This is a genomic window from Acinetobacter sp. 826659 (assembly GCF_000588515.1).
Classification (GTDB): domain Bacteria; phylum Pseudomonadota; class Gammaproteobacteria; order Pseudomonadales; family Moraxellaceae; genus Acinetobacter; species Acinetobacter pittii.
On the sequence record NZ_JFYD01000001.1, the window covers coordinates 900,416 to 917,255 of the forward strand.

General features: G+C 35.0%; 14 protein-coding genes, 1 tRNA gene and 1 pseudogene. 3 read left to right on the forward strand and 13 right to left on the reverse strand.

Features of this window, described 5'->3' with window-relative positions; translation table 11 throughout:
• Positions 1–420: 420 nt before the first annotated feature.
• The 10 genes from J663_RS04205 to greB form a co-directional block, all read right to left on the reverse strand.
• Entirely contained in the window at positions 421–2,883 is a 2,463-nt protein-coding gene (locus J663_RS04205) for a S8 family peptidase (RefSeq protein ID WP_050598801.1), read from the reverse strand.
• 3 nt (positions 2,884–2,886) lie between these two features.
• The gene (locus J663_RS04210; protein ID WP_033847944.1) at positions 2,887–3,867 is read right to left on the reverse strand and encodes an AAA family ATPase; all 981 of its coding nucleotides are present in this window, start codon (positions 3,865–3,867) and stop codon (positions 2,887–2,889) included.
• 210 nt (positions 3,868–4,077) lie between these two features.
• Positions 4,078–4,440: a DUF2513 domain-containing protein gene (locus tag J663_RS04215; protein ID WP_033847945.1), complete on the reverse strand. Its 363-nt coding sequence runs from the start codon at positions 4,438–4,440 to the stop codon at positions 4,078–4,080.
• A gap of 468 nt (positions 4,441–4,908) precedes the next feature.
• On the reverse strand, positions 4,909–5,697 hold the full coding sequence (locus J663_RS04220; RefSeq protein ID WP_033847948.1) for a hypothetical protein: 789 nt from the start codon (positions 5,695–5,697) through the stop codon (positions 4,909–4,911).
• Between the two features lie 87 nt (positions 5,698–5,784).
• The gene (locus J663_RS04225; protein WP_081404620.1) at positions 5,785–6,123 is read right to left on the reverse strand and encodes a hypothetical protein; all 339 of its coding nucleotides are present in this window, start codon (positions 6,121–6,123) and stop codon (positions 5,785–5,787) included.
• A 454-nt stretch (positions 6,124–6,577) separates the two neighbouring features.
• Positions 6,578–7,291 (reverse strand): DUF4882 family protein, encoded by a 714-nt coding sequence (locus J663_RS04230; RefSeq protein ID WP_033847949.1) that lies wholly within the window; start codon positions 7,289–7,291, stop codon positions 6,578–6,580.
• 210 nt (positions 7,292–7,501) lie between these two features.
• On the reverse strand, positions 7,502–8,422 hold the full coding sequence (locus tag J663_RS04235) for an aminoglycoside phosphotransferase family protein (protein ID WP_033847950.1): 921 nt from the start codon (positions 8,420–8,422) through the stop codon (positions 7,502–7,504).
• Positions 8,423–8,592: 170 nt separating this feature from the next.
• Positions 8,593–9,471, reverse strand: a complete 879-nt coding sequence (locus J663_RS04240) for a MetQ/NlpA family ABC transporter substrate-binding protein (RefSeq protein ID WP_033847952.1) — start codon at positions 9,469–9,471, stop codon at positions 8,593–8,595.
• Between the two features lie 445 nt (positions 9,472–9,916).
• Positions 9,917–10,006, reverse strand: a tRNA-Ser gene (locus tag J663_RS04245).
• Between the two features lie 89 nt (positions 10,007–10,095).
• Positions 10,096–10,590, reverse strand: a complete 495-nt coding sequence (greB, locus tag J663_RS04250; protein ID WP_033847954.1) for a transcription elongation factor GreB — start codon at positions 10,588–10,590, stop codon at positions 10,096–10,098.
• A gap of 372 nt (positions 10,591–10,962) precedes the next feature.
• On the opposite strand from greB, the gene J663_RS04255 reads away from it, so the two are divergent.
• A complete protein-coding gene (locus J663_RS04255; protein WP_014207441.1) occupies positions 10,963–12,075 on the forward strand; it encodes a transglycosylase SLT domain-containing protein in 1,113 nt (370 codons plus the stop codon).
• Between the two features lie 90 nt (positions 12,076–12,165).
• On the opposite strand, the gene J663_RS04260 is transcribed toward J663_RS04255, so the two are convergent.
• Both J663_RS04260 and ttcA read right to left on the reverse strand, forming a co-directional pair.
• Entirely contained in the window at positions 12,166–12,549 is a 384-nt protein-coding gene (locus tag J663_RS04260) for an SCP2 sterol-binding domain-containing protein (protein ID WP_002118641.1), read from the reverse strand.
• 204 nt (positions 12,550–12,753) lie between these two features.
• Positions 12,754–13,659, reverse strand: a complete 906-nt coding sequence (gene ttcA, locus J663_RS04265; RefSeq protein WP_016146199.1) for a tRNA 2-thiocytidine(32) synthetase TtcA — start codon at positions 13,657–13,659, stop codon at positions 12,754–12,756.
• Positions 13,660–14,233: 574 nt separating this feature from the next.
• Between ttcA and J663_RS04270 the strand changes: the two are divergent.
• A pseudogene (locus J663_RS04270) lies at positions 14,234–15,025 on the forward strand (lytic transglycosylase domain-containing protein); the annotation flags it as partial.
• Positions 15,026–15,283: 258 nt separating this feature from the next.
• Positions 15,284–16,189: a protease HtpX gene (htpX, locus tag J663_RS04275; protein WP_002118851.1), complete on the forward strand. Its 906-nt coding sequence runs from the start codon at positions 15,284–15,286 to the stop codon at positions 16,187–16,189.
• A gap of 47 nt (positions 16,190–16,236) precedes the next feature.
• Here the strand turns inward: htpX and J663_RS04280 are convergent, their stop codons facing one another.
• Positions 16,237–16,812, reverse strand: coding sequence for a DUF4112 domain-containing protein (locus tag J663_RS04280; protein WP_033847959.1), 576 nt, complete (start codon positions 16,810–16,812; stop codon positions 16,237–16,239).
• Positions 16,813–16,840 lie beyond the last annotated feature (28 nt).

Sequence of the window (16,840 nt, forward strand, 5' to 3'; positions counted from 1 at the left end):
CGGAAGAGGGTTCGCGGACTGGTTTCGACTCCAGCACACCCGAAGGTGTCCCTCTCCCGTCCTACCGCTACGGGAGGGAACGAGGAGATGCTCACACAAGACTATTCCTCAGAAGAAATAATCCTGATGTGGTCGAAAAAAGCGGTCCGCGACGACCGACTGGCAATGTGGCCAGCAGGCGAAGAATAATATTCAGTCCTCTTTCAGTCAAGCACACAAATTGACATTTGTTTTAAAATAGATCATTAAAAAGTAAGGATAAATAATGAGTGAGTTATTGTTAAATTGGGGTTTATAAAATAAGGAAACAAATTACTCATATATTTTTTATTAAGTAAAATAATTTAGATAGAGAATAATTATTTAGAAGAACAAGACAGAGAAAACTTTAAAAATTTTCCCTGTCTTCTTAAAAAAACTCTATGCTTCAACTGAGACTAAGGTTTTTGCTTGTTGTTCTACCGCAATAAGGCTCTCTATCCCATTATAAATATCTATCTCAGAATCACTTTCTACACTTATTATCAAACTGTATCTAACTTTATAATCTTCACGAATTACTTTAGAGTTTTTCCCCCAGCCATAAATAGGAAATACTACTACAGTATCCATAGATACAAGATCCGCTATAGACCCTTCCCATGTATCAGAATGGATAGAACCTAAACGACGAAAATCATCTTTGAACAGCCATCCCTCATAAGAATTCTGAGAACCTGTATAATTTTCATCAACAGCTAAACTATTAATAGTTGCTAAAAAATTCTCTTCGCTCTGTGAAGGGCTTTTTACATTAAATCCTAGACCAAATGATCTGTATGCATATTTAGTAGCATATTTATTACTTGTAGGGTTAGGTTCAATAAAGTATGAGAGTGTAATTTTCAACCTTCCTAAAGAGGTTGGATTCTCAGTAACTGCTTTCAAAATTAATTCTTTTGGTATAGGTACTTTATGATGATGTAATTCATCGAATCTAATATCACCATCTTTCTCAACTTTTAATATATTTAATTCCCGCTCAACTACTATTGTGGCCGAATTATTTTGACTATTTAAAGCTCTTTGCAAATGAGGAATACCGTATCCAAATGTTCTTAAAGCTGACATAACGTTGGTCTTTTCAGCATAGGCTTTCATCTTATCATTCCATTCTGCGGAATGAATTAGTAAGCCTCTTAGCGTCTCAGGCCAATAATTTGGATATTTATGAGTTATCTCCGCTAAAAACTTACTTGCTAAAGCAGTTGCAGCACTTGTATCTTTATGCACAGTAAAATCATTTTTAACACCGGCAGTCGTTAATAATAAAAGGTCTTCAGGATAATCGAAATCTGTTCCACAAGGCGAAATAGCATAATTTCCACCTTCAAACACTACTTCTGGTTTAATCGGGCTATTTTTACCCCATATCCAATTGACTGAACTCGATGTCGCAGGACTTACTTCGCCAATGTCACTAAATATTCGCCATCCTTTGTAGGTTGGATTTTTAAGATTGTAATGTTCAGTATAAGCTCCAACTGTAATAGCATTCCATGATTGAGCAGGATCTTGTATTTTACTTAGACTTGCATTATCCCATGCATCTAGATTTGGAAAAATTTCTGGATTATTCCCCGCAGAAATAACAAATAATCTTTTCGAATCTTCGTAAGTAAAATTATCAATTGAGGCTGACCATGATGATGGTTTTCCGTCCGTAGATTCAGCAGTAACGGCTAAACTGTAAACTCTTTTTGCATAAGGCTCTCTAATCTCCAAATCTAAACACACGCTTTTCGTAACATATCCATAGAGTAAAGGGTCATTATGACCAAACTCTGGCAAGATTCGCCCTGACTCTAAGGAATAATTAATTGATATAGGGTCAGTACTTTCAAGGCAATTTACCAAATTTCCATATAGAACTAAGCCTGCTTGCAAAGAACCATGATGATGATGATTACCCAATGTAGAATACAAAGGCCAATGACCTACTACACTATCACCATAAGAACTACTACTACTTGCAGATATAAAAGGACTTAGCAAATTATGATTATAATTAATTCCAGTATCTAAAATTGTAACTCGAATATCACCTGGATTCTTGCTAATCACTCTTGACTCTAAATTATTTATCCAATCACTATGCTCAGAACTTTCTAAATCCAAAAAATCATTAGCTGTAGTTGTCGGATACTTAATCTCCAATAAATTTGAAATTAAAAAAAGGGACTTTTCCAAGGATTGAATTGATGCTTTTACTAAAATAATACTAGTATTAGGTAAATCAATTCTCTGTTCATTAAAATTAGCATCTAATGAATGACAAAATATACTTATCATTTCATCATCGACTCGATCTCTTTGGAGCCATAATTCAAACCACATTGGATCAGAAATGTTATCTGGGAAATCTTTTTTATCTGTCCAAAATGACTTTAAAGTGGCTAAACGAATATAATCAATTGAGTTTATTAAAATATAGTTTTTAGGTTTAACGTTATCAGCAGTTTCAATGTACTTTGATATTTTACTTATAAATTTTTGTCTTTGATCCATTGGGATAAAAACTGTTGCCATTAAATTATCATTAGATTCACGAATATTTCTAAAGTGAATCTGAGTATTATCTAAAGATTCAACAGGGAATGGATAATCTTTATCTCCAAATATTTCTAAATAGATTCCATCTTCTTGATTTAATATTGGATTTAATTTTGAAGTCTTTTTTACACTACTAAAATTTTGAAAAGCTAAATCAATACTTTTCAAAAGAAAAGCCCCATGGGAATTATGGTTCCGACTTGGTAACTTTTTAGCAGCGCCCCCTCGTTTTTTCGTTTTATATGCTTGATTTGTTGTAAAGTATTGCAAGTAAATATGGTCTAAACTCATTAATTATTCCATTTTGTTTTCTTTACGTCGCCTTAATGAATTACAAATATATTCAGTAGTAATAACACCCTGATTATTAAAAATTGCATCTTTAGCGCCATCATCAAATGCTTTCTCTATATCCCCCAAACTTAGATTTGAAGTGAAGTCTGCTATTTTTTTCCAGTCAAGTTGAGTATCAGGAAATATTGAAATTCTGTTCTCTAAATAACTTTTCACTTCATCAAAAGTTGGTAAATCAAAAGATATTATATCATCAAATCTTCTATTTAATGCATTATCCAAAAGTTGGGGATGATTTGTAGCTGCAACAACTATACTCTCAGATTGAAGTTGTTCTAACAGAATTAAAAATGAGTTTAATATTCTTCGACTCTCTCCTACATCATTTTTTGCTGTTCTGTTAGAGCCAATTGCATCGAACTCATCAAAAAGATAAACACCTTGATTATTATTTATAAAATTAAATATAGTTTTTAGATGCGTTGCTGTATCACCCATATATTTTGAAATCACTGATTCAAGTACAATTTTATATAATGGTAATCTTAACTCAGAGGCCAATACAGATGCTGATAATGTTTTCCCTGTACCTGGTGGTCCAACAAACAACAATTTTTTTCTAGGAGAAAGTTCATATTTTTTCAAATTATCTTTTTGTCTATGTTCTTTTATAATCAAATTTAATCTAGTTTTAGTTTGATTATTTAAAAAAAGCTCATTCATTCGGTGATGAGGTAAATATAATTCAATGAGCCCTTGCAAATCTTTATCAGCCGATAACCCTTGCTCATAACGATTTGTATTTACTTTTTTCTTAAATTGGTACTTTTTTACTTTATCAGATAAGTCCTGAGCTATTTTATTGTGCCCAGCTCTCGCTTCTTTTGCAGCCATTTGCAAAACTGTAGTATAAAAACGGTGATCATCACTTTCTGCATGACTTTCGACTAATGCAAGCACTTGCGAAGCTGAGATAGCCATGCTTATTTCCTCCATATACTTAAAAAAATTTAGATCTTTATTTATCTATGTAATTATTCTACTATTTTTCTTATTTTTAAAGAACATATTTTCTTTAAGTATCTGTTATTTATAAACTTAAAAAATCAGGCCTTTAAAAACAACTCTGTGATTATACATCCTTAGCAGAACAGATGCTTACGCGAATTTAATATTTTTACTTCAAAAATTTTAAGTCAGTAAACTTGTCAAGGCTAAACCTAACATGATCTTAATAGACTCAAAAGTTATATCTACACCTTTTTCTTTAGAAATTTCTTTGATACGACTCCAAACATTTTTATCTCTAAGTGTATCCAATAATTCATGTCCATCCCATGTAAGTTTCAGATTACATAGATATAAATTACCATCAAGATATAAAGTTCTTTCCCCTGTAAAGAATCCTTTAGCAAGCAATAAGTCTGCCATTTCTACTTTTATTATTTCTTTTGAATCTTCGAATTCAATAGAATCAAGATCATAACTTTCAAAATAAGTTAATTCTTCTATCTCTATTAATAAATTACGAATTACATCCCAATCTCTTTTCATTGTAATTAGCTCATATTGATTTCTTAATTTAAATTAACATTTAATTTTTAAATAATTTTAATACTATTCATATTTAACGACACAAAATGACGCTAACTGTCGATTTGACTCTAAATTTGAAGTCTCAACTGCCGATCTTATCTAAATTGATCATAGCAAATAAAGTTGTAAATTCTGTTCTTTCCGACATTTCATCTAATAATATTTTTTAAGTTTTACTTTTGCCCCTTTTTATTTTAAATAAGAGTAAAAACTTAGACAATATTTTCAATTCAACACAGAATTATTTATGAACCCAAGGCAAGGCTGGTGAACCAATCCAAGCAGATTTAGCCGAGATATTTTCATCTTTAATGACCAAAAATTAAAAAATCATTAACTCTATTAAATTCTAAAAATAAAATTGAGAGCAATACTACAACTGAGAATTATTAGAATAAATAAAGGTTTTTTAAACTTGGGTTATTATCAGTCTGATAGTTGAAACCAAGCTTTCTTTGGTGCAGTCCCAGTATATGCTGGACTAACTTTAATTGGCCCCTGACCTTTTTCGCATTCTTGAACACCCCACTCACTCGGACGAAAACGCGCATTAGGTCCATCGGGTTCAGGTTTACCAAACTCTTTTGCAATATCATAATGAATGGATGGAATTTCAAACAGTACGATGTCCCCACGAGAACAGGCGATGGTGGGACGCTTCGTATCGTAAACCCATTTACCATAACCATTTTCCTCATTAGGGTCAAAGCGCATAACTGGACCTATTTGCTGATCCCATGCCAATTCCATTCGAGGAGGTTCTATCGCAGTTACCCACATTCCTGCGACTTGTACAGGATGAGGGAAACGTACAGCTTGTAATCCCCGTAAACTCAAGAGTAATTGTGGCTCACCATTATCAAAAGCATCGTAACGACTAATTAAGCTCCCTTTGGGAATCAACAGTTCTCCATATTGGGCATCTTGAGATAAAACGAAATGGCTGCGACTTTCTTTATAATGTTGCTCAAGTGCGAACTCATACTTTACCGATGCAATCATATAAAATAGATAAGCAGCCCACAGATCACAAATCAATGCCAACAGCGTAATGAATAATGTCTTTCGAGAAAAAAACCTAACAGGCTTTTCAGCCGTCTTTAGCCAAAAGAGTATTACTTTCACCAACAAGCCTAGTGTTAATACAATTCCAATCAATGGAATAATAAATAACAGAAAAATTGCGAAAAAAGAGAATGGCTGTACTGGTATCATAATTTTTAAATCTTTAACTTCATATATTTTTATATGCACCCATTATTATAGATACTTAATTCATTTCATACGAGGTGTATTGATTTTTTAGGAAAATTCAAAAATATTTAGGCCCAAGATAGATTCTCTAAAGGGATCAAAAAGAATTTTTTCATTACACTCAATAGCTTTTTCTAAAAAGCTTATTATTTTAGAAATTTCATCTATAAAAGCTGTATAAATTTCAATTAGTTTTTTAAATTCGTTAATTAATTGATAAAGCTGTCTGTCACTATATAAATCGTAATCTACATATGAAAGATCAGAAATAAATGGAAGTGTTTCCTGATCAAAAATTGAAACTAAAATATCTGCAAATTCTTTTTGTATTTGGTAGGCGAATAAAGATTCCCCTTCTTTCATAGACTTAAATGTCCAAATATGCATTAAATACATTCTTAAAATTTTTCCTAAAGCTTTCCAATTTTCATAATTTTATAACAATATCTTATTATGTATTTAATATATTAGATATTAATGAATGTATAAATTATTATAGTTTAGCTATAAAAAGCCCCTGTTCTATAGAAGCATTTTCAATTAAATTATTTATAAACCCAAGGCACGACCAGTGAACCAATCTAAGTAGATTTAGCCGAGATATTTTCAGATTTACGAACACAGCAGACATCAGCACCACTACTCTAAAAATATAATCTCACTCCTGAAATCTATGAATATTTGCAAGAGTTTAACTATTTATTGAGTATAAATGGTAATACCAATATGGATGACCGTAGAGCTTGAATGGATGCTTATTGAAAAAAAATAGATTACTCAATAGCCCCTTAAAACTGCCTAACCGAAGTAGTAAGGCAGCATATTTAATATGTAATTTATTTTAAAGAGGTGTGCCACAAATATCTGTGGTGCCTACTGGATAAGTAAATTGTAGTTTCGAATGATCAGATACTATTTCATATGATATTTCTTTACCTAAAGCACTAGAGTTGGAAGTATAAAATCCTTCTTCAATAGCAATACCAAATTTCATTTTGCTTAATGGGGTTGTATAACTCCATGTATATCCCCTATCTACACCATTTACAATATAACCAATTTTCTTGCTGATTTGATTGTAATAAATCCCCACTCTAACTGTTTCATTTGCTAAAACTTCTTTTTGTGTCTGATTTGGGGTTATGTTTCCAGAAATAGAGCTCATGAACAAATTTTGCTGTGAACCATACGCACTTCCAAAACTTGGCGCGGCAAAAACAATACCGTCATAATTACTTGTTCCTGTGATAAATCCTGAAGCTAGTTCATTGGAGTTTAGATTTATTGGTTTCTTGAAAATATATTCAAAAGCAATCACATTAGACTGAGCAATATTGGTATCAGTTTTAGTTTTTATCAGTGTTCCTATGTTTATATTAGCCAAAGCCTTAGTTAACACTTTCTGTCCAGTTATTGTTATATAGTTGCTTGGATTTGGTGTCCCTTCTGGTGTTTGTGAAGCGCTTGGATCAATCTCTAAATCACCAATTTTACATTCAGCCCAGCTCTGTGCACTGACAATTAATAAGCTAAGAATCAATATATTTTTTCTCATTATTTCACCTTAATTTTATTGTGATTTTTGATTGTATGGTAAAAGTTTAAGGTTTAGAAATTTTTCAGATAAAGAGACAATAGGTTAGACTTTATAGTAATTTGTTAGATAGATATTTTTCTAAAATCAAAATAATAGGTATTAAATGAAAATAAAATCACTTAACAATCCTCAGCAATATTTATGAATGAAACTAAAAATCTACTAAAACTATATCTGCAACTCTTCTAATACTATTTTTAATGTTTTAATTGCTGAAGTTCTAAAGATAGTATTACCGTCCATATGCTTATTTTTATCTGTCCAAGCTATTGCAGCAAGGCATTGAATACCGACATAGCACAAAAATTCCCTTTGAGGAACTTTTTCCTCATAAGTCATTTCCCAACCTCGTATAAATGAATTTCTTAATTCTAAATCAGAGAAATCTATATCTAACCAAACGATCTTTGCTAAATCATAAACAGCATCACCAATACGAGCCGCTTCATAATCTAAAACACCAGAGATTTCATTACAGCTAGTTGCAAGAAGGTTTCGACCAATATAATCACAATGCAAAAGACTAAATTGGGTTGGTTCCCGCAAGTCTTTACAATATAAAAGTAACTCACTCAACTCATAACTAAATTCTTTGTAGTCGGCTTTAGTTGGATCAATACGTGACATCCATTTTGTTGTCATTAATTTTAGATGCTCATTCCATAAAGTTGGATCTTTTGAAGAGTCATCTCGCCCCTTCCAGAATTTCATCTCAAATAAACGAGAAGAACTAATAGCTCGATGAAAACGTCCTAAAGATGCGCCTGCCTCTTTTAGTAAGGATAATTTTTCTGTTCTCGAACAATTTTTTAAAATGTTATTTACTGGCTGCCCTTCTAAAGCACTCATTACAACAACAAAATAATTTTCCCATTCAAATTGATTTAATAGTCGCGGTGCCAATGAAAATGCTCTAAGCTCGTCCAATATTTCACAATATCTTTCATGCTCCATTTTACGTGTATACATTTTTACAAAGACATATCCTTGAGTAGTTTGTGCTTTGTATACAGTAACCCCTTCTCTATCAGTAACTAAACTCAATGTCTCGGCTTGAATTCGGCTGAGTAAGCCATCTAAATTGCGCATAATATTTTATTAAATATATAAAGTTATAATCTCTATTCATTATATGATAAAGAATATATAAGAGGACCTGTTTTATAAGGACTATTAGAACTTCCAAAGCTCTAAATAAAAAAGCTAAGCCCCATCACCGAGACTTAGCTTTTAAAAATAATTTTAAATTAAAAAATTACTTATTTGATGTCTGCAAATTCAGAAACAGGTTTGTTCACTTCAACTTTTGTTCCACCGAATTTTTCGCTCACAAACTTTTGAACTTTAGGTAAGTGGTAAAGTTCGCCAAGTTTTGTATAGATCGGGTCGTTTTTGTTTGCTTCAGCAACACCTAACAAATTCACATAAAGCTTGGTAGACTGATCAATAGGCTCACGGAAGATCGCATCTTTCATTACATTTAAGCCGCCTTCAAGCGCCAATGTATTACCCAACACAATCGCGTCTACATCGTTTTTAACACGAACTGCTGTAGTCATTTGAATTGGTTTTAATTGTAAATTTTTCGGGTTTTCAACGACGTCATTGGTCGTCCCTTTTACAGGGTCAAAGTCTGGTTTGAGTTTAATCAGTTTAGCAGACTGTAATAATGTTAAAGCGCGCGCTTCGTTGGCAGTATCGTTTGGAATCGCAATAGTTGCGCCTTGTGGGAACTCTTCAACAGATTTAACTTTATTTGCATAAATACCCATTGGCTCTAGGTAAGTTGTCGCAACAGCAGCAACTTTAGCGGTATTTGAAGAGTTATAAGCTGCCAAATAGTTAAATGACTGGAACGCATTTACGTCTTGTTCGCCACTTGCTACAGATGTATTCAATACAACATAGTCAGTCAGGTTAGTAACTTCGAGTTTAATGCCCGCTTGAGCAGTTTCAGGAAGTGTTGCAACATATTTCCATACGTCAGTGTCTGAACCTGTAGAAACCAGTTTAATAGTTCGAACTGACTCAGTTTTATCTTTAGCTGATGCGGTGTTTTCAGTTTTTGCAGGTTCTTTATTACATGCAGTCAGTGTTAGAACAGATGCGCTGAACAGAACACTAAATAATTTTTTCATAGATACATCCTAAAATAGGAAATGCCTATCTTACAAAAGAGTCAGGCATTGCCAACCAATGGGTCAAAATACAATTTTGGGGCGGAAATAATTTCCAGATATCGGGTTTAGAAAACTGAATTCAGCATCATTCCTTCCTTGAACTTGCTCGCTGAACAATAGAATTATGTTTTGAAACAGTTTCTAAATATTGGCTCATCATATATCAATAAATGAATATTCTACAAATAACTTGTTCAATTCTGATATATAGAAGCTTAATAGGTAAGATATTGAAAATAAAAAATATATTATATAAATATAGTAATTTTGATTAAAATATATACTTGTTTGATTTATATGAAATTTTCAGGATTTATTAGCAGTATTTAAGCTAAATCTTACTGTAATGTAGACACTAGGTATAAAAAAAGCCCTTGTCATTAACAAGGGCTTTTTAAGAATCTGGCGGAAGCGGTGAGATTCGAACTCACGGAGGACTCACACCCTCGTCGGTTTTCAAGACCGGTGCATTAAACCGCTCTGCCACGCTTCCAACGAGCGCTATAATATAAATAAAAATTGAAGTTGGCAAATCTTTTATTTAATTTTTAATTCAACCGATCAAAATAAACACAAATCCGTTTAAATTTCTGAGTTTTCTGTCTTTTCATAGCGAATTGTATTGATATACCACAGCTTTTTTCCTGATGGCGTGTGTACTTCAATCTCATCGTCAACTTCTTTGCCGAGCAATGCGGGAGCCATAGGTGACTCAATCGAGATATGTTGAGGGTGATGATCATAAATTTCATCAATTCCAACAATACGTAAAGTTTTTTGCTCACCCTCTTCGTTTTCAATCTCGACCCAAGCGCCAAAGTAAACTTTGCCGTCTTGCTCAGGAGAGTAATCAACAATTTTTAATTCTTCTAAGCGTTTTCCTAAATAACGTACACGTCGATCAATTTTTCGAAGGAGCTGCTTATTATATTGATAATCCGCGTTTTCACTGCGGTCACCTAAGCTTGCAGCCCAGTTTACTTTTTTGGTGATTTCCGGTCGTTCTTCATGCCAAAGTTGTTTTAATTCAGCAACTAATTTGTCATGCCCTGACCGAGTGATTAAGTTAGATTTCATGATAAAAAACCACTGTTCAACAACATATCGCTTACAAGATGTAGCATTTTATACCCTATTTTCTCACATCAGAAGTGTATAAATTTTCTTCCTTAACAAATTCATGTGTTTATGATGATATATCGAAGTTTTAATTGTACAAAATTTGACATTACTTTTTTTCAATATTATGATGCGCGCAGTTTAAATGTTGAGCATTTTTTAACCCATTCGAAAACTATGTAGATTTTCTACACAGTTTGTTTTTTTCATTTCATGTCATTTTGAATGACGTCATGACTGCCCACCCCTTATTGAATTTATCAACTTTTAGAAGTTATGGCAGCTTTTTGTCTGACTTTTAGGGCATAAATTATCTGTAGCGGAGACAACATGCACAGTAATTCAAGTTCTGGGTCGAGGCTTTGCCTTAACTCTTTATTTTCTTCTCTCCCGTTAAAAGCTCTTGCACTCAGTACTATACTTCTCCCATTTCATAGTCTTAATGCAGGAAAAACCCTACAGTACAATACTGTAGTTAACACAAATACTTTAACTGTTGTTGCGGTAGAAAGCCCGACAACCGTTTTCAAAGAAGATCAGTTTTTACACGGTTTTGGTTACGACTTAGCACGTAACTATGCACAGAACCTAAATGTAAAGCTGGACTTTAAAATCGTGGCAGACAATGCCACTGCACTTAGATGGGTTCAGCAAGGTAAAGCAAACTTTGCGATGACTACAGCAGGTTTAAGCACAATCGAAAACAAAGGTTTAATGTCGTTTTCTGCAACTTGTGGTGACACAGCGAATTTGCAAAAAAATGGCTTAAATCCTGAGTTGAGTTGGGTATTTAAACAGGCTGATGACCCACTCACACAGACCGCCAGCGGCTTTGTATGCCAAAGTAAGCAAAATGGTGTGACCCAACAACTTGCCTCTTTTTATAACCGCAATGTGGTGAAACCAGAAGCATGGTCAACCATTCAACGTGACTTAAGCACACGTTTACCGATTTACAAAGCGAGCTTTAAGCAAAGCGCAGCGAAGTATGATCTAGATTGGCATTTACTTGCCGCAATTGGTTATCAAGAATCATATTTAAAGCCAGAATCTGTTTCTCCCACAGGTGTTCGCGGCTTAATGATGTTAACCAATAGCACTGCTCGAGCAATGGGTGTAAGTAATCGTAGCGATCCTGCTCAGAGTATTCAGGGCGGCGCGAAGTATTACGATCTGATGCTAACTGAATTTGATAATATTCCGTTCCCTGATCGGAACTGGTATGCGCTTGTGGCCTATAACATGGGACCGGGTGCGGTAAGTCAGATTCAAAAACGCTTGCAGTCTCAAGGGAAAGATCCGAACAAATGGGTCAATCTCTATGACTATTTGCAAAGCAATAAAACGCGAAATGGTCGATATAAGCAAGCAGTTCAATATGTCACTCGTATCCGTGCTTATCTTGAACATATCAAAACGGCGCAAACACGAATCAATATCTAATTTTTATTTTTAAAAGTTGATAAATTCATTGTTTGTACAAATAAAAAGCTTACCTCTTTGGGTAAGCTTTTTATATGAATTCTTTTAGATTTAAGCAGTATGCTCTAATACTTTCTTAAACAAATCTTTTTGTTCTTGGCTTGGCTTAGCTGTTTGTAAAGCCATTAATTGAGACATGTCGCCTTGAACTTTAATTTTACCAGTCATGAATGCCTGCATAGCAGCAGCCATATCAAACTCTAAGAATACTTTACGTAAAGTCTCAGCATCCATATTTAAAGTTGTTTTGGCATTTGAAGACAAACCTTTTTGGATTTTACCCCCATCTAAAGCTAATTCGGTATTTCCAGAAGCATCTGTCACTACTAAATTAATTGCCAAGTTCGCAAGAGCGGGCGGCAAATTAAGATCACCTGCTTCAGCAGTTAATTTTTCGACAGTCGCAAACCAATCTTCAGTTAAAAATGCAGGCATGATTCTTCCTCAAATTTATTTGTTCAATTTCTCTGGTTGTCTATCCAGACAACATCATGTGAAGCAATTCTGCTTGTGGCTTGTTATAGCATGTAATTTAAATTTTGGGCTATGACTTTTTGTACGGAACATTCATTTTTTAGTATTTTGATACATTAAAGGCACTTGTTTATAAAGTGCCTTTAACATTCTTTATGCTAGCGTTTATTCAGCAGCGAAGCTTAAGTTCACTACATCTAAACGTTTCTTAAGCTCTTCCGGATCTTTAATATCCAACTCACGCTGAGAGTCTAGAGCTTCAAAATCGAACAGTTCACGGTCCGCTAACTGAGATGGAGATACGTTCTGCAACGCACCGAAAATGCTGTGTAAGCGCTTCGGATATTGTTTATCCCATTCACGTAGCATTTCATTAAGCATGGCACGCTGTAGGTTTTCCTGTGAACCACAAAGGTTACATGGAATGATTGGGAACTGACGCAACTCGGCATATTTAATAATGTCTTTTTCTTCAACATATGCCAAAGGACGAATCAAAATGTTCTTTTTATCTGACGATAAAAGCTTTGGCGGCATCGCCTTTAAGCTACCCCCATGGAACAAATTCAAGAAGAACGTTGCAATGATGTCATCACGGTGGTGACCTAAAGCAACTTTAGTCGCACCGATCTCTTGTGCAAAGCCATATAAAGAACCACGGCGTAAACGTGAACATACTGCGCAGTAAGTTTTACCTTCCGGCGTTAAACGTTTAGTAATGGTATAGGTGTCTTTTTCTAAAATGTAATATGGAATGTTGTTCTCTTCCATATAACGAGGCAAAACATCTTCCGGAAAGCCTGGTTGTTTTTGGTCAAGGTTAACCGCAACCACATCAAAATTAATCGGTGCGATACGCTTAAACTGCAACAAAATATCGAGCAAGGTATAACTGTCTTTACCACCAGACACACACACCATGACCTTATCGCCATCTTCAATCATATTGAAGTCACGAATAGCATGCCCAACTTGACGGCGAAGCTTCTTGAGCAAACGGTAATAGGCCGAGCTTGTTGGAAGTTCAGGCTTAAAATTAAATCCCTGATTGGACTCAACTGGCGCGTACATAGACGAGGTATACCCATAAATAAAAATACCGCGCAATTTTATATGATTCAGAAGAGAATCGCATCAAAAGAATAGTTTCAATTCTTGAAGTCGTCACATTGCTCGTGCATGATGCAAAACACATGCTTTATTTTTGACTCAAGCGTTCAAATTTTGTGCAAAATGCTTACTTTTTGGACTTTTCCACAGTTTTCCACAAAACCTGTGGATAAAATTGTGGATTTCTTCGTACTTGACAAACTGTTTTGGCCTTCTGTTAAGGGTTTTCTTTAAATTGATCATTTTTTAACCAATGTTTTTTATTATTAACAATCAATAAGTTAACCATGTCAATAGAATCATTTTAAAAAAATTTTTTAATTTTTTTTGATGAGCATTCGAACAAATCAGCTTGATTTTTTGAAAGAGTCGAAATAAAAAAAATTACACAAATCTTCTTTAAGTAATATTTTTTGATAAACTCTTTTCCAAGTTTTGAGTACCTAAAAATTGTGAATAACATAAAATGAAAAATTCGGTTCAATTTCTTGTTTCTTGTTTGCTGGGGATGACCACTTTTACGGTCGGTATAACTTCAAGTTCAGCAGGTCAAATGTATATTTACCAAGATAAAAACGGTAGTACATTGCTCACCAACCGAAAAAGCTATGACCACTCTCTTAAAAAAGTAAAAGTGACCTATTACCCTGATAGTAATATTCATAGTTATACAAACTGGGGAGCATCAGAAGCTTCTGTTCTGCCAAGCTACAATAAAAATAAGAACGCTTTCGACCACATTATTAGACAAGCTGCACAGCAACATGGTGTATCCGAAGGTTTAATTAAAGCCGTTATGCACACCGAATCAGGATTTAACGTAAGAGCTCGTTCGCCAGTAGGTGCTCAAGGCTTAATGCAGCTTATGCCTGCGACGGCCCGTCGTTTTAATGTCTCCAACGCTTATGACCCGCAACAAAATATTTTTGCTGGTGCAAAATATTTAAGCTGGTTACTCAAGCGTTTTAATGGAAATACGCAAATGGCGCTTGCGGCTTACAATGCTGGTGAAGGTAATGTCGACAAATATGGCGGTATCCCCCCTTTCCGTGAAACACAAGATTATGTGCGCCGTGTAACAAGTCGATACCAAAACCTATATGCATCGGGTTCAGGTTTTTCATCTTTTACCAATGCTTCAGTACAAACCGTTTCACATCCTTCTAATTTGGCAGAAAACACGACAGCTCAAATCACGACTCAATCACCTAAATATTCATCTTCTCGTCAAATCGTGACTTTATCTGACGGTACCTATACCGATGCACCAACAGGCACATATGTCACCAATAATGCCACCGCAATTGCCCATATACGAATTGAATAAACAGTAAAGAAGAACGGCGGCTCGCAGTTCTATTTAGGTAAGTTCAGATGTTTTAAATTGTAATGATCTATTACCTGATCTTTACCATTTTGACGAATTTAGCCAATTATTCTTTAAATTTAGGTACATTCTGCTACGTGAAAGAATGTATCAATTCCTTATTTTTTTCTTGAATTTTTCCCCCAAGCCCCGCATATTAGCTTCATGATTTCGAATTTGTAAATCAGATAACATTTTATTTATAAGAGGATTTTCTCAATGATGCGGATTGGTTTGTTTTTGCTTACCAACCTCGCGGTACTGGTTGTAGCTGGCATTATTTTGTCACTCTTCGGTGTCGGTAGTTACCATGGCGCGGGTGGCTTGAATCTAGGCAACCTTTTAGTGATCTGTTTTGTGTTTGGTATGGTGGGATCTTTAATCTCGTTATTCATGTCAAAATGGATGGCTAAGAAAACGACCGGTACAGAACTGATCGACCCGAATGCTCCTCGTAACCAAGCTGAAAGCTGGTTATTGCAAACAGTCGCTGAACTTTCTCAACGTGCTGGTATTAATATGCCAGAGGTTGGTATTTTTCCATCATATCAATCCAATGCCTTTGCAACAGGCTGGAACAAAAATGATGCCTTAGTTGCCGTTTCATCTGGTCTACTTGAACGTATGAACAAAGATGAGCTACGTGCAGTGCTTGCGCACGAGATTGGTCACGTTGCGAATGGTGACATGGTTACCCTAGCGCTCATCCAAGGTGTTGTGAACGCCTTTGTTATGTTCTTTGCTCGTGTCGTTGGTGACTTTATCGACCGTAATGTCTTTGGTCGTCAAGACGATGAAGCCCCGGGTATGGGTTACTTCATTATTACCATGGTATTGGATATCGTCTTTGGTATTCTCGCTTCTGCCATTGTGATGTGGTTCTCTCGTTATCGTGAATACCGTGCTGATGAAGCAGGTGCACGTTTAGCAGGTAAACAAGCAATGATTTCTGCATTATTACGTCTCCAAGCTGAAACAGAAATGCCAGATCAAATGCCAAAAGAAATGAAAGCCTTCGCAATTGCGGAAGGTAAAGAACAAGGTTTCAGCTTAGCTGCTTTGTTCCAAACCCACCCAACAATTGAACAACGTGTGGCAGCTTTACATCAATTAGATTGCCCATAAAACGTGTAATAAAAAATAAAGCCTCCAAATGGAGGCTTTATTTTTTATTACATTGTTTGATAGAGACTCCAAAGATAACTTGCGCCCCACCAAACAGCTAAGCCAATTAAAAGCAGTACAAACGCACCTACTAAATCGGGAATATGCAACCATAACCAACTGACAACAGGATTTCGCCAGAAAGCTGAATGCTGCTGCTTCTTTTCGAGCTTTTCATGTAAATATGGATGAACGACATGAATATCACTCTGAATCGCATATTCTTGCCGTATATGCGTATGAACTACATCTAGTGCTTTTCGACTCGGTCTTATAAAAATATCAAAAATAGTCCCAGCCACAGGAACAAATCCGACTACAGCATCTACAACTGCTAGTTTGATGACTGGAGTCAACTTATGCTGAGGTACACCAATTTGTTTGGCTTTATAAATCGCATAACACGTCAATGCAAAACCAGCGACATCACCGGCAATCGGAATAGTACTCAGTGCAGCATCGGCACCAATACCCTGTTTTGTAAAGGGAATGCGAACCGCACTATCCATCATGGTTGCAAACTTAGCCAGATCTCGTTCTAGTGCGATGACCTGTTGCTCTGTTAATTTTTTTTCTTGAGGCATTTAAATCAAATATATGAAGAGTAGTTAA

Bases quoted from the DNA above. Each gene is read 5' to 3' on its own strand.
- J663_RS04205 (WP_050598801.1), bottom strand. From the start codon at position 2,883: ATGAGTTTAGACCATATTTACTTGCAATACTTTACAACAAATCAAGCA.
- J663_RS04210 (WP_033847944.1), bottom strand. From the start codon at position 3,867: ATGGCTATCTCAGCTTCGCAAGTGCTTGCATTAGTCGAAAGTCATGCA.
- J663_RS04215 (WP_033847945.1), bottom strand. From the start codon at position 4,440: ATGAAAAGAGATTGGGATGTAATTCGTAATTTATTAATAGAGATAGAA.
- J663_RS04220 (WP_033847948.1), bottom strand. From the start codon at position 5,697: ATGATACCAGTACAGCCATTCTCTTTTTTCGCAATTTTTCTGTTATTT.
- J663_RS04225 (WP_081404620.1), bottom strand. From the start codon at position 6,123: ATGCATATTTGGACATTTAAGTCTATGAAAGAAGGGGAATCTTTATTC.
- J663_RS04230 (WP_033847949.1), bottom strand. From the start codon at position 7,291: ATGAGAAAAAATATATTGATTCTTAGCTTATTAATTGTCAGTGCACAG.
- J663_RS04235 (WP_033847950.1), bottom strand. From the start codon at position 8,422: ATGCGCAATTTAGATGGCTTACTCAGCCGAATTCAAGCCGAGACATTG.
- J663_RS04240 (WP_033847952.1), bottom strand. From the start codon at position 9,471: ATGAAAAAATTATTTAGTGTTCTGTTCAGCGCATCTGTTCTAACACTG.
- greB (WP_033847954.1), bottom strand. From the start codon at position 10,590: ATGAAATCTAACTTAATCACTCGGTCAGGGCATGACAAATTAGTTGCT.
- J663_RS04255 (WP_014207441.1), top strand. From the start codon at position 10,963: ATGCACAGTAATTCAAGTTCTGGGTCGAGGCTTTGCCTTAACTCTTTA.
- J663_RS04260 (WP_002118641.1), bottom strand. From the start codon at position 12,549: ATGCCTGCATTTTTAACTGAAGATTGGTTTGCGACTGTCGAAAAATTA.
- ttcA (WP_016146199.1), bottom strand. From the start codon at position 13,659: ATGTACGCGCCAGTTGAGTCCAATCAGGGATTTAATTTTAAGCCTGAA.
- htpX (WP_002118851.1), top strand. From the start codon at position 15,284: ATGATGCGGATTGGTTTGTTTTTGCTTACCAACCTCGCGGTACTGGTT.
- J663_RS04280 (WP_033847959.1), bottom strand. From the start codon at position 16,812: ATGCCTCAAGAAAAAAAATTAACAGAGCAACAGGTCATCGCACTAGAA.